We start from the raw sequence: 20,114 nt of genomic DNA, 5'->3' as shown, positions 1-20,114 counted from the left end.
GTCAGCTTGGAAATTCGGGGCGGGACCCAAAGAAGAAGAAGAAGAAGAAGAAGAAGAAAAGGACGGCGCTACCCCTCCAGCGCCTCAATCATCTCCACCCGCGTTGCATGCCGGCCGCCTTCGAACTGGGCGGTCAGGAACGCATCCACGATATCGAGCGCCAGCCCTTCGCCCACCACGCGGACGCCAATCGATAGCATGTTGGCATCGTTGTGTTGGCGGATCATGCGGGCCGAGAATGTGTCGACGCAGACGCCGCAACGGATGCCCTTTACCTTGTTCGCCGCCATCATGATGCCCTGGCCGGTGCCGCATAGAATGATGCCAAACCGGCAATCGCCGGAGGCGACGAGCCGCGCCGCCGCTTCACCGTGCTTAGGATAGTGTGTGCTCTCCGGCGTCGTCGGTCCGATATCGACCGCTATCCAGCCTTGCGCCGCGATATGACCGGCAATGGCCTGCCGGAGCTGAATGGCGGCGTGGTCGCTGGAGAGGGCGATGCGGTTGGTGGCTGTCATGGAGAAGCGGTTCCGTTTTCCAAAGCAATTTGCCGTCTTGGAGATGCACCCTAGCGCATCGGCCCGAAAATCGGAATCGATTATCGGAAAGCACGATGCGAGAGTTAGAGCGTCGCGATCTTTCAGATCCGCTTCTCGTGCTTGAGGCCTTTGTTTTACGCATGTAGCTGTCGGAAAACCGCTGCACAGTTTTGCGCGACATGCTTTAGCGTAACGCCAGTCTAGAGGTGCACGGGCAGGGCACCGCGTTAACCGCTTGTAAAGTCGTAATAGCCAATGTTCAGGACTGAAAACCTGATTCAAAAGTGACCCATGAGCCGGCCGGATTACATTCCCAGTCTCGATGGCCTGCGCGGTGTCGCTGCGCTCCTGGTCGTTGAAGCCCATATTGGCTTTATCTTTCCAATCACAGCGCCGCATCTCGTGACGCTGGGCGACGAAGCTGTCGGTTTGTTTTTTGCTCTCAGTGGCTTCCTGATGGCTCATCTCTATGGTTCACGGCCGGTGACGAGAGAAAACGTCTTGGATTTTCTTGTGAGCCGCTTTGCTCGCATCTATCCGGTTTACCTGGCGGCCGTCGTTTTCGTGGCGATGCTGTCGATCATGCAAAATCTGGATTTTGTTCAGCCTATCGTTGGCGTCACAGATTTTGTGCGTCATGTCTTTCTTCTCGGCTCGAGCGGTGTTTTCTGGTCGATACCACCCGAGATCCAATTCTATCTGCTCTTTCCTGTCCTGTGGCTTTGCCTGGCCCGACCGCACCGCTATAGCGGCGTGATTGTGGGCCTCACGGTGGTCGTCATCGTGGATGGCCTGGTTGAATTGCCAGGCCCGGGAATAATGCTCGTCTCCAAGCTTCCTTACTTTCTTTTCGGCGCAATTGCCGGGATGATGCATTCCCATTGGAATAAATGGAATCCATCTGCCCTCACAGGAATTTTAACGCTTTTCCTTCTGGCGGTGTTCTTCACTTACAGGCATGTCTCGTCGGGCTTTTCCCCTGAATTTTGGAGCCTGCAAAGTGCGGTGGCCGCGGCCGTCATTGTCGGGCTCGTCGCTCGACAGCCGCCCATCGCTGCACATGTCCTGGCAGCTGCACCAGTACGGTTTCTAGGGAAGATCAGCTTTTCACTTTACCTTTTTCATGTGCCCATAATGTTCCTGACGCGTCTGACTTTTGATGCCTTGATGCCAGAACCGGCGCTCATCGTGGTGACGCTTTTCGTTGCGGCAATCGGGGCATGGTTCATCCACGAGACGATCGAGGTTCCCGGTCGGCGGCGGCTGGTCCAGCTATGGCAGGATAATCGCCTGCGGATGGTTCCGCGCGAAACTCCGGCTGATCAAATGGACCGCGCGATCCTCAACCTGCAAGAGATCGAAAAGCGCCTGCTGCGCGGCGAAACTTCAACCATGGCCGATCAACGGCAAATCTCGACGACGCCCGAACCCGATGGTGCCGACGGCACGGTCATTCAGGATAATCGCAACGGGAAGCTTCGCGCATAGCGCTCAGCTGAGTTCTTGGGCGAGCCCGATGAGAAGCCTTTCGGGCCCGCGGATGTAGCAGAGCCGATATGTGTCTTGATAATCCACTACGTCGCCTACGAGCTGCGCGCCGCGCTTGCGGAGCCTTTCAAGCGTCTCATTGATGTCGTCTACGGTGAACATGACGCGGAGGTAGCCTAGAGCGTTCACCGGGGCATTGCGGTGATCCTCGACGACAGGCGGCGTGAGAAAGCGGGAGAGCTCGAGCCGGCTGTGGCCATCCGGCGTGCGCATCATGGCAATCTCGACATGCTGATCGCCCAGTCCGGTGACACGTCCGGCCCATTCTCCTTCGATCGTGGCCCGCCCTTCGAGCTCGAGGCCGAGTTCGCGAAAGAAATCAATCGTCACTCCGAGGTCTTCGACGACGATTCCGATGTTGTCCATCCGTTTGAGCGCCATATGTCCAATCTCCCAATCTGCAAGGTGTCGTCTCGTCTAAGAACGGACAGGTTGCTCAACCTTGCCCGGCCCCCCATCCGGGGAGCCCCCATCAACGAAGGAGTTCAACTTGCCGGGCGCTGTCCAGGCCGGCCTCCGTCAGTCCTGTTGCATCGACGTCTGTAGGACATTGGGAGCCGGTGCAGACTGTCAAGATAAGGCAACCAGTTCTTCCGCCGCATAGTCTTCATCACCCCAGCGCTTACGGCCAGATCGCGATTCCGAAAATCGGATTCGATTTTCGGAAAGGATTATGCGCAAGCTCAAAGTGCTAGCGCGTCCTATTGGAGTCGCGGCGCTCTAGTCTGCAGTCCGAATGTCGCACCGGCTCCATGCGATGTCGGTGCGCCGCACGGATTCGAAACCGGCCTCGCTTAAGCTTGCATCCTCATATTCGGAAGGCGCACCCATGTTTCTCTCGGTATTCGATGTCTTCAAGATCGGTGTCGGGCCGTCGAGCTCGCACACGATGGGTCCGATGTCGGCGGCCAACCGGTTTCTCGAGCTGATCCTGTCGAACGAATGGCCGCGCCCGTCATCGGGTGCACAGGTCACAGCGATCAAGGTCAGCCTGCACGGCTCGCTCGCCCATACCGGTATCGGCCACGGCACGGGCAGGGCTGTAATTCTCGGGCTGATGGGCGAGGCGCCCGACAGCGTCGATCCCGACAAAATGGACGGCATCGTCGACACGGTGGAGCGCACCGGCCGCATCACGCCGGAGGGCCATCCCGGCTATCAGTTCCAGCCGAAAACCGACCTGATCTTCGACAAGAAACAGCCGCTGCCGGGGCATGCCAATGGCATGGTCTTTTCCGCCTATGACAGGGACGGCCGGCTGCTCGTCAAGCGCATCTATTATTCGGTCGGCGGCGGCTTCGTCGTTACTGACACCGAGCTCGAGCAGATGCGGGCAAAGAAGAACGCGGCGGGCGGCACGCGCGTACCCTATCCCTTCTCCACCGCCAAACAGATGCTCGAGATGGCGGCGCGCTCCGGGCTGTCGATCGCGCAGATGAAGCGGGCGAATGAGGAGAGCCAGCGCAGCCAAGAGGAGCTCGATCAGGGGCTCGACCGCATCTGGGAGGCGATGCGTTCCTGCATCGAGCGCGGCCTCAAGGTCGAGGGCATCATGCCCGGCGGTCTCAACGTCAAGCGCCGCGCCCGCAGGATTCACGACAAGCTGGAAGAGGAGTGGCGCAGCAACCGCATCAACCCGCTGCTCGCCAACGACTGGCTGAGCGTCTATGCGATGGCGGTCAACGAGGAGAATGCAGCCGGCGGGCGCGTCGTCACGGCGCCGACCAACGGCGCGGCCGGCGTCATCCCGGCGACGATCCGCTATTACGAGCATTTCCATGAGGACTGGGATCAGAACGGCATCCGCGACTATCTGCTGACGGCCGCTGCGATCGGCGGCATCATCAAGCACAATGCCTCGATCTCCGGCGCCGAGGTCGGCTGTCAGGGCGAGGTCGGCTCGGCAGCGGCAATGGCTGCCGCGGGCCTTGCCGCGGTCATGGGCGGAACGCCGGAGCAGATCGAGAACGCCGCCGAAATCGCGCTCGAACATCATCTCGGCATGACCTGCGATCCGATCGCGGGCCTGGTGCAGGTACCCTGCATCGAGCGCAACGCGCTCGGCGCCGTCAAGGCCGTCACGGCAGCCTCGCTCGCGATCAAGGGCGACGGCCAACATTTCGTGCCGCTCGACGCCTGCATCGAAACAATGCGCCAGACCGGGCACGACATGAGCGAGAAATATAAGGAAACCTCGACCGGGGGGCTCGCCGTCAACGTCGTCGAATGCTGAGTTTGTGGATGCTTGATGCTTGAAGCTTGACGCTCGCTGCCAAAAGGATTTCAACGGCAGCATGGCATTGCATCTCATCAAACTCTGTGTCGGCGCCGACTCGATAGACGATCTGCGCGAATGGGTGGCGGAACGCTCACTGCGCGCCATCGCCGCCGGACTCGAGCCGCATTCGGTGCATACGACGCGCATGGCGCCGAAACGGATGGAGGAGCTGCTTGACGGCGGCTCGCTCTACTGGGTGATCAAGGGGCAGGTGCAGGCGAGGCAGAAGCTGCTCGACATCGAGACCTTCACCGACGGCGAGGGGATTTCGCGCTGCCGCCTGATGCTCGGCCCGGAGGTCATCGAGACGGTCGTGCAGCCGAAGCGTCCGTTCCAGGGCTGGCGTTATTACACTGAGGATGACGTGCCGCGCGACCTGACAAGCCTTGGCGCCGGCATTGCCGAAATGCCCGCTGATCTTCGCCGCGAACTTACGGACCTTGGTCTGCTCTAATCCCCGAAAACCGGAGCCGATTTCCGGAAAGGTTTATGCGTGGATTGAACGTCTTCCGCGCGTCCTTTCGGACGCGCGGCGCTCTGCAGTTCAGCGCAGGCGCAACTGCACCGGCGCGCTGCCGTCCGGCGAGGTCACATGCAGATGGATGCGGGCTTCGGGCTGGGAGTAACGCCAGGCGCGGGCGCCATGGCACAGCAGCAGATTGATGAGATCCCGGGTCTTCGGAGACTTCGCCTTCGGCCGCTGCAGGCCGATCTCGGCAAGGCGTAAGGCCGCCTCGTGCAGCGGATGGAGGGATGAGCGCCCTTTAGCCGCCATGCGGCGGTCGGCTGGCACTCCTGGAAAATTCTCATTGATCGCCATTGTTTTCCCCGTACGCAATACTGATCGAGTTCAAGAAAGGTGGCCGGAAACGCAAACACCGATTCCGGCCGTCACCGATGCCGCCGGCCATCTTGCAGGCAGCATCGAATAGCTCATTGGGCAGCCGCCCAGCACTTGATGCCGGCCTTCTTCAAGGCCTTGCAGGCATTGACGGCGTCGCGCTGGTCATCGAAGCCGCCGAAGCGGGCGCGATAAAGCTGGTCACCGCCAGCGGCATAGGCAACCGCGAAGGGCTTTGCCGAGGCCAGCGCCTTGCCGCCCTTGCTCTTGGCGCTTTCCAGAAGATCCATGGCCATCTGCCGGCTGGGCGAGACGCCGACCTGCACCACCCAGCCGGCCGGACCGTTGCTGGTTGAAGCAGCACGGGTCGGGGAGGGAGTGGTCGAGGCGGTTGTGACCTCATCGACCGAAGTATCGCCCTGTTCCGGCGGCATATAGGCGGGTGCCGGCGTCGGCACAGCGACCGATGCCTGCTGCTTGAAGGTCATGGTCTTGACTTTGGTCGGCGCCGGCATCGGCGCCACCAGCGGATTGTCGGATTTCGACTGAGCGCTCTCGGCATAGGCGACTTCGGTCTCGGCAACCTGATAGCGCGCATCCGGCAGCGGGCCTTTGTGCGGCAGGCTGAGATCGGCAGCCGCTGCTGAAATCGGCGGCTGCGCTGCGGTGATCGTCTTTGCGACCTGCTGTTGGGCCATTTGCGGCTGAGCTTTCTGCTGGGCCTTCTGCGGCAGGACCGGAGCGGGCGTCTCGATCATCGCCGGGGCAGGGGCTGCCTGGGCGATCAGCGCCGACGATCCGCCGCGGCTCGATGCCTTCGGCAGGTAACTGGCGATCAGATTGCGCATCTGGGCATCGCGGGCAGGCGTCGACGCTCCGCCGAGAACGACGCCGACGATCGACTTGCCGTCGACCTGCACCGAGCTCACCAGATTGAAACCGGCAGCGCGCGTGTACCCGGTCTTGATGCCGTCGACGCCGCGCACCGAACCGACCAGGCGGTTGTGGCTGCGGATCGTGCGGCTGCCGAACTTGAAGGCGCGGGTGGAGAAATAGCCGTAATATTGCGGGAAATGCTGGCGAAGGGCGATGCCGAGGCGGGCCTGGTCGCGCGCCGTCGTCATCTGCGCCGTATTGGGCAGGCCGTTGGCGTTGCGATAGGTGGTGCGCGTCATGCCGAGCGCATGCGCCTTGGCGGTCATCAGCTGGGCGAAGCGATCCTCGCTGCCACCGCCCAGCATTTCGCCGAGCGCAGTTGCGGCATCATTGGCCGACAGGGTGACGAGACCGAGAATGCCCTGCTCGACGGTGATCGTGCCACCGGCGCGCACGCCGAGTTTGGTCGGCGCCTGGGCTGCCGCATGGGCGGAGAAGGGGACCGGCGTATCGAGGCGGATGCGACCCTGCTCCAACGCCTCGAAGGTCATGTATAGGGTCATCATCTTGGTCAGGGAGGCGGGGTATTGCAGCCGGTCGGCATTCTCACTGTAGAGAACGCTACCGGTCTTGGCGTCGACGACGATGCCTGCATATTTCGGATTTGCCGCTTCCGCGTCGGCATTCACCGAATCGACCAGGACGATCGTGACGGCCACCGAAAGGATCGCCAGCAGCTTTGCGAAAAAACTGCCGGATCGGGACGATGATACGGAGGAGACTGACCTTGACACTATTCCACTCTTCGCTTGCATTTCAGATATTTGGCACTTCAGATTTTGGCAGGAACCGCACACCTCCCGCCGTACAGCTCGTCTTCTAAAATTACCGGTTGGGCGTTACCAATCCGTTTATGATGAATCGTTTATTTCGCTGTCCGGAGAGCATTTTAGGGACTTGTCGCAGAACGGTTCACAAGACGCGCGTCCACAAAGGTGCGGATAGCGGCATCAATATGTTCCCAGTCGTCGAGATGGCTGCTTGAGAAACGGTAGAGAACGCTGAGATCCCTGCCGACCTTGATATCGCGCTGACAATCTCCGCCCGCAGCCTTATCTGGGGCTGAAGGCAATATGCAGCGCACAACGTAATCCTGCCCACCCTTGACGGGCGCCGTCAGCAGCACTTCATCGCCGTAACCTGCATCGGCGCGAAGACGGTGCAGCGTCAGCCCGTCCCGGAAGGACTCGGCCGGGCCTTCAAGCAGATGCGAATAGATCGGTTCCAGCCGCCCGGACATGTCGCGCGACATGGTGCTCTGGGTGATCTGCAGGAAGATCAGCCCGGAGGATTGGGCGATATCGTCGAATCGAAGGTGGTTTTCCTTGCCGTAACCCTGCATCTCAGGCCAGGCGAGGTAGAGATCGACGCGCTCGGCGGCGCCTTCGTGTCTTTGACTCGGGAAGCGGATGGCATTCTCGGGGAATTTCACCGTATCGCGGCCGATGGCCAGCTTGATTTCAACCGTGCTGTCGGTGTTGCCGGCAAGCGAGATATGCCGGCCGAACCAACGGCCGCCAATGCTGATGGCAACAGTCAGGACCGCCAGAACGGCGATCACCGCCATCGTGCGGAGGAGAAACCCCATGGAAAGAAGCGGCTGCTCGTCGGGTGCGCTGTGCGCGGCATGGCTCATGGCGGTTCTTCGGGTTTCGGTCCGCCGCAGGAAGAACATGAGCCGCCGGTGCCGATGATGAATCTCATCGTCATGATCGGACCAGCAGGGTTAATAATTCGCTAATGCGCTGATGACGTAAGGCTCAAAAAGGAGCGAGCCGTTCCCGGGACAGCGGGAACGGCTCTTGGGCACCGGTCGGGGACGGGATGCGGGGACTGACCGGGCCGCAGGGCAGCAGCCGGCATTGGCCGGCAGGCTGTTCTTACTTGACGCTACCGACCGCGACAGCGCGGCCGTCCTGAAGCTTCGACCAGCGGGCCGGATCGTCGGCGGACTGGCGCTTCAGATAGGTGTATTCGGTATCCGACCACAGCAGCACCTTGTTGCGCATGTTGTCGAGGATGAAGTCGCCGTGATCGGTGCGGACCGTCAGCACGGCATGGCCTTCGCCATTCGGCTGCAGCACGACGGTGATCAGCGTGTCGGACGGCGAGAAACCGTCGTCGATCAACATCTTGCGCTTCAGCAGGGCGTAATCCTCGCAGTCGCCGACGGTGCGCGGATAGGCCCAGCGCTCTTCGACCCCGTAGATCTGCTCATCCGTCATCGGCTGGATCGTCGAATTGACGGTGTAGTTGACCTTGAGAATTTCCTTCCAGCGATCCTCGTTGAGGATGGCCGGTCCGGCATCGCCGCCAACTTCGACACATTCCGTCGGATTCGCCTTGCAGAATTCGTAGTGTCCGATCGGCGGGCTGGCATTGCCTGCCAGTACCATGCTGGCGGGCATTGCCTGTCCCGAACCCGCCATTGCCATCATGATGGCGCCGGCCAGAAGGCCGCCTTTCAGGATATTCGCAGTTGTCATTGCCGTCTCCCCGTAAGTTGAGGTGACAATGGCACAGACGTTTTTATCTCACGCAAAATTACGTAATAGAATTAAAGGCTTAGTTGATTCAAATGCCGATAAAACTTGGCTAAAAACAGATTCGAATGCGCATAAAATTTGACGCGGATTTGTCGCGAAATCGATTAAAATTGTAATCAACGCAACAAGGCTTTCGCCCGCGAAAAGGTTGCGTTGCCGCCCGCATGTTAAGGATTTTCGTTGAGCCGGGTAAATCTCAGCTGCCGGCTGGCGATCTGCGGCAACGCGCAGCCGACCGGCGATGCCGCTGGAATGGGCCGATTCGGCCGGTTCAAAAGCAGAATGTCGCTCAGATCCTCGATTCCGGCAGGAAATTATTTTTGCTAAATATCGCGAAATCGATCGGTGGCACCGACGATCGCCGCGCTCATATCGGGATTTGCGGTGGAATGGGCCGCATGCGCAAGGATGCTGAGCTCGCTTTTCGGCCAGGCGCGGGCCAGTTCCCAGGCGGTGACGAGCGGCGCCTCGATGTCGAACCGTCCCTGCAGCAGGATACCGGGGATGCCGGTGAGCCGCGCGGCGTTCTTCAAAAGCTGGGCGTCCTCCAGCCAGGCGCCATTGCTGAAGTAGTGGGTGATGATGCGGGCCCGTGTTAGCAAATAGGCCGGATCGGCCCAGCGGCGCGGCAGGCCTTGGGGATCGGCGAGCAGAATCGAGGCCGCCTCCCAATCATGCCAGTCGCGCGCCGCCTTGAGGCGCGTCTCCGGGTCCGGATCGTTGAGGAGACGATGATAGGCGGCAACCATGTCCTCATCTCGTCCCTGGCTGCCTGGGGAAACCGCCTGGCGGAAACGGTGCCATTCTTCAGGAAAGAGCGGCGCCATGCCGCGATAGAGCCAGTCGATTTCCGAGTGCCGGGTGGTCGTCACGCCTGACAGGACGACCGCGGAGACACGCTCCGGATGGGTTTCGGCATAGGCGAGCGCCAGCGTCGAACCCCAGGAATTGCCGAAAAGGAGCCAGGTGCCGATGCCGAGACAGGCCCGCAGCCGCTCGATATCGGCAACGAGATGCCAGGTGGTGTTGAGGGAGAGATCAGTTTCGGGATCGGCAGCGCTGGGAAGGCTGCGGCCACAATTGCGCTGATCGAACAGAATGATTCGGTAGGCATCGGGATCGAAATAGCGGCGCGCCGTGGGCGAACAGCCGGAGCCAGGGCCGCCATGCAACACCAGCGCCGGGCGGCCCGCCGGATTGCCGCAGGCCTCCCAGTAGATCAGGTTGCCATCGCCGGTATCGAGCAGGCCATGATCATAGGGTTCGATTTCCGGATAGAGAGCTGACATCGGTGCGCCTGGGTCGAAGCGGACCTTATCCATCATCTCGCTGACAAAGGGAAGACGGGTGAGGGCGGAGCGCTCCGGGACGCAAAATCACCGCACAATTTTGGGCGACCTCGTTGGGTGCCGATCGGTGTCGCAGCTTGTTCCACACATAATATAGTCTACCGACTGGGTGGAACGACTTGCGACAGGAATTCACGCTGCGTTCCAAAGCCAGATTTGTAGCCGCTTGCAAAGTTGTCGCCGTGAAGTGCAGGCTTTTCAACACGACCTGACCGGGTGCGCACCGGACCTGGCAATCGCGTTCGATGGAAGTCTGTCGAGAATTGGCACCCGCCACGGAATCCGCGGCATCGCCCATTTTCAGCAGTCTTAAAGGAATTCCCGCAGCGTCTCGCGGGACTGGATCGAGAGGAATTCGATCGCCACGCCTTCGACGAAGTGGCGCACGACGCGACCGCGCATGTTGCCGAGGCGCACGGCCGTTCCGATCGAAGGGCGCATCTCGACGTCGACGGCAGCGCCCGACAGCGAAAGGTCCATGATACGGCAGGAATAACGCGTGCCGTCCTCGAGCGTCAGTTCGGTCTTCGTGTCGCGTGGCGTCAGACGGTCGTGGCGGCGATCCTCGGGCAGGCCGAGTTCATGCTTGTTGGCAAGCCAGGTGAGCTGGGCCGCGAGTTTCTCGCGTTTCCGGTCAGTGGCGTTGATCGACATGGTGAAGCCACGGCCATCGATCGTCTGGACATAACCTTCGACGCGGCCGAGATGGTCGATATAGGCGACGACGCGTTCGTTGGCGCGCGGCCGGCCGGGGCAGGTGACGTACATGTCGCCAGGCGACATGTCGATCACCATACACTCGAATTCCTCGTAGTTCGCAAGCATCAGCCGGCCCTGCATATTGATGGGCACGCGCTGGAAAACGCCCTGTTCAGGGCGCGGCGCAGGTCGTTGCGTCTGAGCTGGCTGGAACGAGTGCATCAAAGGGCTTCTTCATCAAAATCTCAGAGACCGATCTTTACCCACAATCCATTAACAGAAGGTTGTTTCGCCCAGTCCCGACATAGCGGAAAACGAGTATATCCGATGTCCTAAAATGGGACCGTCAGCGAGCCTCCACGCTCAGCAGCTGCGACACCATGCGGCGCATGACCTGCCCGAAATGGATGCTTTTGCCGGCGACGATCCTGTTGATGGGGCGCAGGTCGGCCGGTGCTGGCTTGTCGAATTTTCCGGGCAGCAGGCGGCTGCGGTCGAGCGCCAGGAATTCGAGCGGTACGATCTCCAGCCAGCTCGCGGCCGCGGCCGGCGCGATCGCGCCGAGCAGCCGGTCGCAGGCGCCGTCCGGCGAACGCAGCGGCATCATGATAATCTCGAAGGAGGCCTGATGACCGACGGTGCTGTAGCCGGTGGCGTTGAACAGGGCCGGCATCGCATGGTCCATGACGCCCATCGCCGTGCGTTCGATGTCCGCGAGCTGACCATTTGCCCAGAGAGACGAAAAACGTTCGCCGCGCAGGTCACGCCCAAAGAGATCACAGATGCGGGTGCCGGCGAGCCGGAAACCGATATCTCCGCCCTCGCGCCTCTCAAGAATAAACAAACTCTGGAGCAGGTGGGGGACGGCGGAGGGTTCGACCTGTGATTTCAGCGGCGCATCGGCAGCGCCGCGGATACGGTTCCAGTAGTCAAAAATTTCGATGGTCGTTTGCACACGCATTTCACACCAACCTGTCCCATTCCGGATCATTTTCGGGCAGTCATTGCCCGTACAGGCTCTACTATGCGGATTTCATGCCAGATCGCGGCGGTTAAGGTTAAGAAAGGGTTTCGGTTGAGATGCGGTGCCCGTCGTGACACTGTTCCGCATCGCTTCGACTTTCGAAGTTCAGCACAACCTACGGGCCGAGGTCTTTCCTGGAGCTCCCGGTACGCCGTCCGGCACTTCGGACGGCTTTTTTTTTGACAGTCGCTCCTGTATGGCTGTGGCCTCAACGAGGCGAAACACAGATGAATGAGCAGACGGCCGAGCCGCATAGGGCGCCCGAACCTCCCGAGGTCCAGCCGCCGGCACGGCCACCGCGCGAACCGGTCTTCAACCTTCCTCCGGCGCTGTTCTTCAGCCTTTGCCTGCTTGGGGTCATCTATGCGGTGCAGGAACTCCTGCTCTCCGACGATGCGCTGAACTGGCTGTTCTTCACCTTCGGCTTCGTTCCCGCCCGTTATGTGATTCCGCTGTCGCAGCAAGGGCTGGAGCTGTTCTGGACGCCCGTCAGCTATTCGCTGCTGCACGGCAGCGTCCAGCATATCCTCTTTAACGCCTTCTGGCTGATGGCCTTCGGCGCGCCGGTCGTGCGCCGCATCGGGACGCTGCGTTTCGTGCTCTTCTGGGTTTTTTCCGCCGTCGCCTCCGCCGCTCTGCACGCGGTGCTGAACTGGGGGGATGTGTCACTGTTGATCGGCGCGTCGGGCGTCATCTCCGGGCTGATGGGCGCTGCCTGCCGATTCGCCTTTCCGGCCGAACGGCGGCCGATGGCGCCGGCGCATCTCAATCCCCGGCTTTCCATCGTCGGGGCGCTGAAGAGCCGCACCGTCATCATCTTCATGCTGCTCTGGCTGGTCGGCAACGCGCTGATCGCCGTCGGCATCCCGCTCGTCGGCGACAGCGATCAGGCGATTGCCTGGGATGCGCATATCGGCGGATTCGTCTTCGGCTTCTTGCTGTTTTCACTGTTCGACCGGGCGCCGCGCCCGCCGGTGATGGAACCTGACGGAACCGAGAAGGATATGTTGCAATCCTGAGCCGGGCAGTGCACGATCTACCTATCCGCGATGGGGGGAGAAACCGCCGCGGATGCCTGTGACAAGTGTTTCACGGACATAGGAGGTTCGAATGACCAGTTCAGTCAAAGCAATCCTCGACCTGAAGGGCAGAGACGTCATCACTGCCGGGCCGAGCACCACCGTCGCCGAGGCGGCCGCGATCCTCAGCAAGAAAAAGATCGGCGCCATCGTCGTCGTCGGCATGGAGAACAGGATTTCGGGAATGTTCACCGAGCGCGATCTCGTGCATGCGATCGCCAAACACGGCAAGGAAGGCCTCGACCAGTCGCTGGCCCAGGTCATGACCGCGAAGGTCTACCGCTGCCATGAGGAGACGACCGTCAACGAGCTTATGGAGCTGATGACCAGCCGCCGTTTCCGTCACGTGCCGGTGGAAAGCAATGGCAAGCTTGCAGGCATCATTTCGATCGGCGACGTGGTGAAATCGCGCATCGCCGAAGTCGAGCGTGAGGCCGAGGAAATCAAGGCTTATATCGCCGGCTGAGGTTTTAGCCGGCCGTGGTTGACCGATGTCGTTATCGCACAACCGATCCAGGCTTTTAGACGGCCTGCATCAGGGGTGGCTCGCGTAGACTTCCTGCATGCGCTTGATCTCGGGGAGCCGGGCCCGGGCTTCCTCGTAGCCGCGTTCGATCGCCTCGCCAGCCCGGTGGAATTCGGAAAGGCCGATATAGCTGAGACGCGGCTGCAGCGAAATATCCGGCGGGTCGCCGGCAAGGCGAGCGCGGGCGATCCTATCCTGGATAATGTTGAAGGCCTGCACCATGACGCCGGTCATACCGAGGCGCGCATAGGGCGCCTCTTCCTGCTTCTGCACTTCCTGAGGAGAGAGGCTGGCATTGTGCCGGACGACGGCCGAGCGGCCATAGAGATCGTAATTGAGATTGACGGCGACGACGAGCGGCTGCTCGTAGGCGCGGCAGACGGAGACGGGGACGGGATTGACCAGCGCCCCGTCGACCAGCGTGCGATGATTGCTGCGCACCGGCTCGAAAATGCCGGGCAGGGCATAGGAGGCGCGCAGCGCCGTAATCAGCGAACCATTGGCAATCCAGACCTCATGGCCGGTATTGACCTCGGCCGCGACCGCGACGAATGGCCGGTCGAGATCCTCGACGTTCAGGCCTTCGAGATGTTCCTGCATGCGCTTGGTCAGCCGCATGCCGCCGAACAGGCCGCTGCCGCCGATGGTGAGGTCGAGGAGACTTGCGATACGGCGCATCGTCAGCGAGCGCGCGAAGCTTTCGAGTTCATCGAGTTTGCCGGCGAGATAGCAGCCGCCGACCAGCGCGCCGATAGAGGTGCCGGCAATCATGCCGATCTCGACCTTAGCCTCGTCGAGTGCGCGCAGCACACCGATATGGGCCCAGCCGCGGGCAGCGCCGCCGCCGAGCGCGAGCGCAATCTTGATTTTCTTTTGAGGCGCCGGAGGCGGGAGCATATCGAGCGTGGTCGACATGCCGGAACCAGAACCCTCGCCTTCAGAGCTTTGACGATGCAGACTCCAGCTCAACATGGCGCTCTCCCCTCCCAGCAGAACACGTGATTTCCGATAGTGTGCCCGATCAGTTTCCAAATGGTATATAGAAGCGGTTTCTGGCGCAATAAGGAGCAAGTACCGGGAAATTCGGGCTATTTTCCGTAGACATCCTGCGGATCGAATTGAAGCTCGTCGTCAACGATATCAAGCATCGGCTTTCCGTCCCGAAGCGTGATCGTCCGGTAGAAACAGGAGCGGCGGCCGGTGTGACAGGTGGCGTCGTGGCCGGCGACCTCGACCTTCAGCCAGATGGCGTCCTGATCGCAGTCGGTGCGGATTTCCTTCACGGTCTGGAGATTGCCGGAGGTCTCGCCCTTCTTCCAGAGCTTGCCGCGCGAACGGCTGAAATAATGCGCCGTGCCGGTCTGAATGGTCAGCGCCAATGCCTGGGCATTCATATGCGCCACCATCAGCAACTCGCCATCGCCAGCATCGGTGACGATCGCGGTGATCAGGCCGCGGTCGTCGAAACGGGGCGTGAAATCGCCGGCGTCTTCCAACGCCGACTTGTCCTCGGATGGTTGATTGAAGATCAGTTGACTCATCGCGGCCCTCCTGAGGGAGCCGGTATCAGCGGCTCCGCACCATAGTCATGAAACGGGCCTGATCGGCCGGCTCGGTCTTGAACGTTCCCGTAAACGTCGTCGTCAACGTGGTCGAGCCCTGCTTCTGAACGCCGCGCATCGCCATGCACATGTGTTCGGCCTCGATCAATACGGCGACACCGCGCGGATTAAGCGTATCGTCGATTGCCCGGGCGATCTGCGCGGTCATCGTTTCCTGCGTCTGCAGGCGGCGGCCATAGATCTCAACGACACGGGCAATCTTCGACAGGCCGAGCACACGCCCGTCCGGCATGTAGGCGACGTGAGCCTTGCCGATGATCGGCACCATGTGGTGTTCGCAATGCGAGTAAAACGGAATGTCCTTGACGAGGACCATATCGTCGTAACCGGCGACCTCCTCGAAGGTGCGGCCGAGCACGTCTTCCGCCGCCATGTCGTAACCGGAAAAGAGTTCGCGGTACGATTTGACGACGCGGGCCGGCGTTTCGAGCAGGCCTTCACGCGTCGGGTCATCACCGGCCCAGCGCAGCAGAACGCGAACGGCTTCCTCCGCCTCCTGCTGGGAGGGGCGATCCGAGTCGCGGTTCGTCTGCGGAAAATTCTTTACGATGGCGTCCATGAACAATGGTCTCCTGGTCCGCACCGCGGACCCATCTGTCGGAATCGCCACTGGTCAATCCCATGCGGGAATTCATGCACCTTTGGCAGGCTCCGGGGCTTTCAGGGCAAGTTCAGCCCGTCCGGCACGGTTTCCCAATCAAACTTACACGAGGCCATTGCATTTTCATGGCCTTCGAACGACATACATATAGGAAGACGGCCATCGTATGTAAGTATCCTCAGACGACACGGTGTGTTTTTTGTTTTGATGACAATAACGCCCCCATAAAGGCCGATCCGCAGTGATTTTGGAGCGGAAATCCAGCATGGACGATATCTACAACAGCAAAATCCTCGAATTCGCCGGCAATATTCCGTTGACCGGCACGCTTGATGATGCGGATGCGACCGCCCAGGCCTATTCCAAGCTCTGCGGCTCGAAGGTGCGGATCTGGCTGAAGATGGATGGCGATGCGGTGACCGGTTTTGCCCATGAGGTAAAGGCCTGCGCGCTCGGCCAGGCCTCGTCCTCGATCATGGCCCGCCATGTGGTCGGCGCCACATCGGGCGAATTGCGCCAGGCACGCCAGGACATGCTCGCCATGTTGAAGGCGGATGGAGCGGGGCCACAGGGACGGTTCGAAGACATGCGTTATCTCCAGCCGGTGCGGGACTACAAGGCGCGCCATGCTTCGACGATGCTGACCTTCGATGCGGTCGTTGACGCGATCGGGCAGATCGAGGCGAAACGGGCGGAAGTTGTCGAGGCTTAACTAACATGTGCGAGTTCTGCGCCCAGCAGGCTGACGATGAGGACGACGGTGGCGCCGCCGGATCGGACAAGCCGCGTGAAAAGGCCGCACGCACTTCCCGCAATTACACCGGTCCTTTCCGCAAAACTCCCGACCGCCTGCTCGGCATGGGTCTCATCCGCCTCTACCAGCTGACGCTGTCCGGCTTTGTCGGCAATTCCTGCCGCCATATCCCGACCTGCTCCGAATATGGCTACGAGTCGATCGCCCGCCACGGCCTCTGGGCCGGCGGCTGGATGACGCTGTTTCGCGTCGGCCGCTGCGGCCCGGGCGGCACCAGCGGCCTCGACCAGGTGCCGGAAATACTCGGCGACGGCTTCCGCTGGTGGACCCCTTGGCGCTATTTCACCCTCGGACGCAAGAGAGGGCGCGTGCCATGAGCACCTTCATCGCCCTTCTGCACAGCATTGTCCTGACGCCCGATCGCCGCGTCATCATGCAGGATTTGCGCGCCCTTGCCGAGGAGCTCGGCTATCGCGAGCCGCGCACATTGGTTTCCACAGGCAATCTCGTCTTCGAGGCCGACGATATGCGGCCGCACGAACTCGAAGTAACCCTGGAAGAGGGCTTTGAAGAAAAGTTCGGCAAACATGTCGATATCATCGTGCGCAGCGACTGCACCTGGATGGCGCTTTGCAGCACCAATCCCTTCAAGGACGGCAACGGCGACCAGGTGATCGTCCGGGTGATGCGCCTGCCGGTCGACCCGAAGAAGGTGGAGGCGCTGAAGCCGCTAATGACGGAGGGACAGCGCATCGCCGTCGTCGGCGGCGATCTCTGGATCGATTTCGCCGGCAAGCCGAGCCAATCCAAGCTGCTTTCGGCGCTGACGACCAAGCAGCTCGGCGTCGGTACGATGCGCAACTGGAACACCGTGCGCGGCCTCACCGAAATGATCATGTAGGCCGGCTTCGTCTTTACTCAGACAGGAAATGATGCCGCTACTGACGGTCGGTATGCTGCGCACTGGAACACGGTGCGAACTCTGATGGATATGCTGGATTAGATGCAAGGAAAACACGTCTTCAAAGGTTTTTATCACTCGAGAAAAAATGTACTTGCAGTTGAATAAGTGACAGATATCAGTGTATTTCCTGTCCTAATTTTTGAAATTCCGTCACTGATGAAGCTCTTTCACTATCTCGCGACTGCCTCGCTTTTTCTCGCCGTCTCTATTGCCAACTCCCCGGCAGCTGCTGCAACCGCAGTTGACCCAGCATCGGAAGCCACGTGCCGCCATCTGGCGCGTGATGGCGTAGAAATCGACAATCTCGCTTACTGGCGGGATGCGCTTGCCGCTTGCGAAGCCTATTTGCAGGCAGAACCAAGCTCCATCGACGCCCGTTATTTCTGGCTCGCCAGCAAGTTCAACCTTCAACAATTCGAACCGGCCCTTGCCGGATTCGAGGAGTTGGCGGCCCAGGGGCACGCACCCTCCATGGATTACCTGGCGAAGGCATCTGCTTACGGTCTCGGGCGTGAGCGTGATTTCAAAGCCGCGCTGGCCTGGCTGAGAAAGGCAAGAGCAGCAAACGATCCGCGCTCCGCCGACTATCTTGGAGAGATGTACATGTTGGGGTGGGGCGTTGCGCAGGACTTTGTCATGGCGCGCTCCTATTTCGAACTTGCAGATCGGCTGGGCTACATTCCCGCCAAGAGGTCGCTTGCCTGGATGTATCTGGACGGGATTGGTGTTCCCGTTGACGCCGAGCGGGGTTTTGGACTGCTTTCAGCCGCAGCACAACTGGGCCATGAGAGAGCGACAACGGACATCACATTCCTTTACACGAAAGGCATCGGAACGGAGAAGAATGCCAGCCGCGCCGTTGCCATGCTGGACGACCTGGTGCGGAAAGGTTCCGCCGATGGAATGAGGACGCTTGCTCGATATTATCTGAGAGATGGGGACAAGACGCAGAGAAAGACCGCGCTCGATCTCCTTGAGAAAGCCGTGGCACTTGGCGACGGCAATGCGATGAGGACGCTGGCAGACGTCTACGTGGCGGGCAGAGAGACGAAGCGTGACTTCGCAAAGGCCGAGAGCCTGCTGGATCAGGCAATTGCGCAAGACATACTCGCTGCCTATCGCAGCAAGGCTTTGCTTTTATTGAAGATGCCCGATCCGCGCTATGACCAGGCCATGTACTGGATGAAGGAAGCTGCCTCTCGTGGGAATGCCCGTGCCATGGCAGATGTGGGCGCCATGTATGAGCAAGGTAAAGGTGTGCCGGTAGACGAGAGCGAAGCCCGCATCTGGTATGGAAAATCTGCCGAACTCGGAGATTCCAGCGGCGCCCGACGTTTCGGTCAATCGCTCTATATGGGAACGGGTGGTCCTCGTGACGTCGAAAACGGCGTGAAATGGCTGGAGAAGTCTGCGGCCGCCGGCGAGACAGACGCCATGCGGGTGCTTGCCTATGGTTATGAAAAAGGCGGCGGCCTTCCCAAGGATGTGGTCAAAGCTTTCGAATGGTTCCAGAAGGCGGCGGAGGCAGGAGATACCAACGCATTTCTCGAAGTCGCTGACCGCTCCTATGACGGTTCGGGTACGACTGCCGACGCTCAAAAATCCTTTGTCTGGTATCTCAAGGCGGCCGAAAATGGCTCGGCCAAGGCCCAGTATTGTGTTGGGCTTTTGTATGAAAGAGGCGAGGGTACGGCTCAGGATTCGAGAGAAGCCGTACACTGGTTTAAGGCCGCTGCAGAGAACGGATTTATCGATGCCTTCGCCGAGCTTGGCGAAATGTACGCCAATGATGCCAACCTGCCGCGGGACGACGGCAAGTCGATCGACTATCTGGAAAAAGGCGCGGCCGCCGGTAACGTCACGGCGATGATCCTGCTCGGCATCAAGTATGAGGATGGCGATGGGGTCGCCCGCGACTATGCGAAAGCGATCGAGTGGTACGAGGCGGCGGCGAACAAGAACTCTGCTGACGCGATGTACAGGCTCGGGACGCTCTATCGAGGAGCGGATGGAAACCTGAAGGATTTCGGCAAAGCTCTGGAATGGCTGACGAAGGCCGGGGCCCATGGCAATGCGAAAGCGCAATACTCCCTGGGCGATATATACGAATACGGGCAGGGCGTGCCTATTGATCGCTCCAAGGCGCTCAGCTGGTTCATGATGGCGGCCTTCAAGCAATATCCTGAAGCGATGAACGCCGTCGGCTACTACTACCAGAATGGCATCGGCACCAAAGAGGACCAGACCATCGCCCGCAACTGGTATCAGAAGGCGGCCGATGCGGGATCTGCGGCCGGCGCTCTTAATCTTGGGTGGTACTACGAGAACGGCAAGGATCAAGATCAGGCTATCGCATTCCAATATTACAAAAAATCCGCCGAGCTGAATTCGGCCGGCGGCATGTTCTCGCTCGGGCGTTTCTACGACGATGGCCTCGGAATTGCTGTCAACCGGCAAGAGGCCATCAAGTGGTATCTGCGGGCGATGGACACTGGCTACAACAGAGCCGCCTATCGGCTGGCCTATGCCTATGATGCGACCTTCAGTTCGGATAACGCAGCCGAAAACATCCTTCTGGCAATGCGGCAGGGAGACCGGCAGATTGCCGATGAGTTGAAGGCGTTTTCATCTTTCACCCGCACGGCACTGAAAAGAAGCCTCTCGCGACGCGGCCTTTACGATGGGCCACTGGACGATGAGATTGACCAGCCCTTGAAATCGGCGCTCAGGGATTACGCAATGACCTACGGCGGATAGACGCACGACCTCGTTTCGGTGCCGGATCGCCCCGCTTTTTCTTTACTCGGG

General features: G+C 60.4%; 21 protein-coding genes. 9 read left to right on the top strand and 12 right to left on the bottom strand.

The window, feature by feature from the left end; translation table 11 throughout:
* Positions 1–68: 68 nt before the first annotated feature.
* A complete protein-coding gene (gene rpiB / locus AB8B31_RS10535; protein WP_027684597.1) occupies positions 69–518 on the bottom strand; it encodes a ribose 5-phosphate isomerase B in 450 nt (149 codons plus the stop codon).
* 312 nt (positions 519–830) lie between these two features.
* On the opposite strand from rpiB, the gene AB8B31_RS10530 reads away from it, so the two are divergent.
* Positions 831–2,027 (top strand): acyltransferase family protein, encoded by a 1,197-nt coding sequence (locus AB8B31_RS10530; protein WP_028733751.1) that lies wholly within the window; start codon positions 831–833, stop codon positions 2,025–2,027.
* A 3-nt stretch (positions 2,028–2,030) separates the two neighbouring features.
* Here the strand turns inward: AB8B31_RS10530 and AB8B31_RS10525 are convergent, their stop codons facing one another.
* A complete protein-coding gene (locus AB8B31_RS10525; RefSeq protein WP_028733750.1) occupies positions 2,031–2,468 on the bottom strand; it encodes a VOC family protein in 438 nt (145 codons plus the stop codon).
* A 448-nt stretch (positions 2,469–2,916) separates the two neighbouring features.
* Here AB8B31_RS10525 and AB8B31_RS10520 point away from each other — a divergent pair, with 448 nt between their 5' ends.
* Entirely contained in the window at positions 2,917–4,320 is a 1,404-nt protein-coding gene (locus tag AB8B31_RS10520; protein WP_028733749.1) for an L-serine ammonia-lyase, read from the top strand.
* Positions 4,321–4,381: 61 nt separating this feature from the next.
* Positions 4,382–4,819 (top strand): DUF1489 family protein, encoded by a 438-nt coding sequence (locus tag AB8B31_RS10515; protein ID WP_028733748.1) that lies wholly within the window; start codon positions 4,382–4,384, stop codon positions 4,817–4,819.
* Between the two features lie 90 nt (positions 4,820–4,909).
* On the opposite strand, the gene AB8B31_RS10510 is transcribed toward AB8B31_RS10515, so the two are convergent.
* The 7 genes from AB8B31_RS10510 to AB8B31_RS10480 all read right to left on the bottom strand — a co-directional run bounded on the left by AB8B31_RS10510 (position 4,910) and on the right by AB8B31_RS10480 (position 11,727).
* Positions 4,910–5,185 (bottom strand): hypothetical protein, encoded by a 276-nt coding sequence (locus AB8B31_RS10510; protein ID WP_003559631.1) that lies wholly within the window; start codon positions 5,183–5,185, stop codon positions 4,910–4,912.
* Positions 5,186–5,298: 113 nt separating this feature from the next.
* Positions 5,299–6,897: a serine hydrolase gene (locus AB8B31_RS10505; protein WP_028733747.1), complete on the bottom strand. Its 1,599-nt coding sequence runs from the start codon at positions 6,895–6,897 to the stop codon at positions 5,299–5,301.
* A 134-nt stretch (positions 6,898–7,031) separates the two neighbouring features.
* Positions 7,032–7,817, bottom strand: a complete 786-nt coding sequence (locus AB8B31_RS10500) for a hypothetical protein (RefSeq protein ID WP_028733746.1) — start codon at positions 7,815–7,817, stop codon at positions 7,032–7,034.
* A gap of 205 nt (positions 7,818–8,022) precedes the next feature.
* Complete coding sequence (locus tag AB8B31_RS10495) at positions 8,023–8,628, bottom strand: transglutaminase-like cysteine peptidase (protein WP_018242123.1); 606 nt, start codon at positions 8,626–8,628, stop codon at positions 8,023–8,025.
* Between the two features lie 383 nt (positions 8,629–9,011).
* The gene (pip, locus tag AB8B31_RS10490) at positions 9,012–9,977 is read right to left on the bottom strand and encodes a prolyl aminopeptidase (protein WP_028733745.1); all 966 of its coding nucleotides are present in this window, start codon (positions 9,975–9,977) and stop codon (positions 9,012–9,014) included.
* Between the two features lie 369 nt (positions 9,978–10,346).
* Positions 10,347–10,958: a PilZ domain-containing protein gene (locus AB8B31_RS10485; RefSeq protein WP_018072182.1), complete on the bottom strand. Its 612-nt coding sequence runs from the start codon at positions 10,956–10,958 to the stop codon at positions 10,347–10,349.
* Between the two features lie 124 nt (positions 10,959–11,082).
* Positions 11,083–11,727 carry a PAS domain-containing protein gene (locus AB8B31_RS10480; protein ID WP_026230506.1) on the bottom strand — a complete coding sequence of 215 codons (645 nt, stop codon included), beginning with the start codon at positions 11,725–11,727 and terminating at the stop codon, positions 11,083–11,085.
* A gap of 260 nt (positions 11,728–11,987) precedes the next feature.
* Here AB8B31_RS10480 and AB8B31_RS10475 point away from each other — a divergent pair, with 260 nt between their 5' ends.
* On the top strand, positions 11,988–12,779 hold the full coding sequence (locus AB8B31_RS10475; RefSeq protein ID WP_018445263.1) for a rhomboid family intramembrane serine protease: 792 nt from the start codon (positions 11,988–11,990) through the stop codon (positions 12,777–12,779).
* Between the two features lie 91 nt (positions 12,780–12,870).
* Positions 12,871–13,305 (top strand): CBS domain-containing protein, encoded by a 435-nt coding sequence (locus tag AB8B31_RS10470; RefSeq protein ID WP_018242119.1) that lies wholly within the window; start codon positions 12,871–12,873, stop codon positions 13,303–13,305.
* A gap of 69 nt (positions 13,306–13,374) precedes the next feature.
* Here AB8B31_RS10470 and AB8B31_RS10465 read toward each other — a convergent pair whose 3' ends face one another.
* From AB8B31_RS10465 to folE, 3 genes are all read right to left on the bottom strand, one after another.
* Positions 13,375–14,337, bottom strand: a complete 963-nt coding sequence (locus AB8B31_RS10465) for a patatin-like phospholipase family protein (protein WP_018242118.1) — start codon at positions 14,335–14,337, stop codon at positions 13,375–13,377.
* Positions 14,338–14,453: 116 nt separating this feature from the next.
* A complete protein-coding gene (gene hisI, locus AB8B31_RS10460; RefSeq protein WP_028733744.1) occupies positions 14,454–14,906 on the bottom strand; it encodes a phosphoribosyl-AMP cyclohydrolase in 453 nt (150 codons plus the stop codon).
* A 25-nt stretch (positions 14,907–14,931) separates the two neighbouring features.
* Positions 14,932–15,546 (bottom strand): GTP cyclohydrolase I FolE, encoded by a 615-nt coding sequence (gene folE, locus AB8B31_RS10455; RefSeq protein ID WP_017960561.1) that lies wholly within the window; start codon positions 15,544–15,546, stop codon positions 14,932–14,934.
* A gap of 307 nt (positions 15,547–15,853) precedes the next feature.
* Here folE and AB8B31_RS10450 point away from each other — a divergent pair, with 307 nt between their 5' ends.
* The 4 genes from AB8B31_RS10450 to AB8B31_RS10435 all read left to right on the top strand — a co-directional run bounded on the left by AB8B31_RS10450 (position 15,854) and on the right by AB8B31_RS10435 (position 20,063).
* Positions 15,854–16,300, top strand: coding sequence for an iron-sulfur cluster assembly scaffold protein (locus AB8B31_RS10450; RefSeq protein ID WP_018242116.1), 447 nt, complete (start codon positions 15,854–15,856; stop codon positions 16,298–16,300).
* Positions 16,301–16,305: 5 nt separating this feature from the next.
* The gene (gene yidD / locus AB8B31_RS10445; protein WP_018445266.1) at positions 16,306–16,719 is read left to right on the top strand and encodes a membrane protein insertion efficiency factor YidD; all 414 of its coding nucleotides are present in this window, start codon (positions 16,306–16,308) and stop codon (positions 16,717–16,719) included.
* Positions 16,716–17,243 carry a DUF1697 domain-containing protein gene (locus AB8B31_RS10440; RefSeq protein ID WP_028733743.1) on the top strand — a complete coding sequence of 176 codons (528 nt, stop codon included), beginning with the start codon at positions 16,716–16,718 and terminating at the stop codon, positions 17,241–17,243. The genes yidD and AB8B31_RS10440 overlap by 4 nt, the downstream gene beginning before the upstream one ends.
* A 219-nt stretch (positions 17,244–17,462) precedes the next feature.
* Positions 17,463–20,063, top strand: coding sequence for a tetratricopeptide repeat protein (locus AB8B31_RS10435; RefSeq protein WP_028733742.1), 2,601 nt, complete (start codon positions 17,463–17,465; stop codon positions 20,061–20,063).
* The last annotated feature ends 51 nt before the right edge of the window (positions 20,064–20,114 follow it).

Origin of the sequence: Rhizobium sp. 62_C5_N11_2 (assembly GCF_051811185.1) — a bacterium.
Classification (GTDB): domain Bacteria; phylum Pseudomonadota; class Alphaproteobacteria; order Rhizobiales; family Rhizobiaceae; genus Rhizobium; species Rhizobium leguminosarum.
Note: the sequence above shows the minus strand (reverse complement) of the source record. Positions and strands in the feature narration are given on the sequence as shown.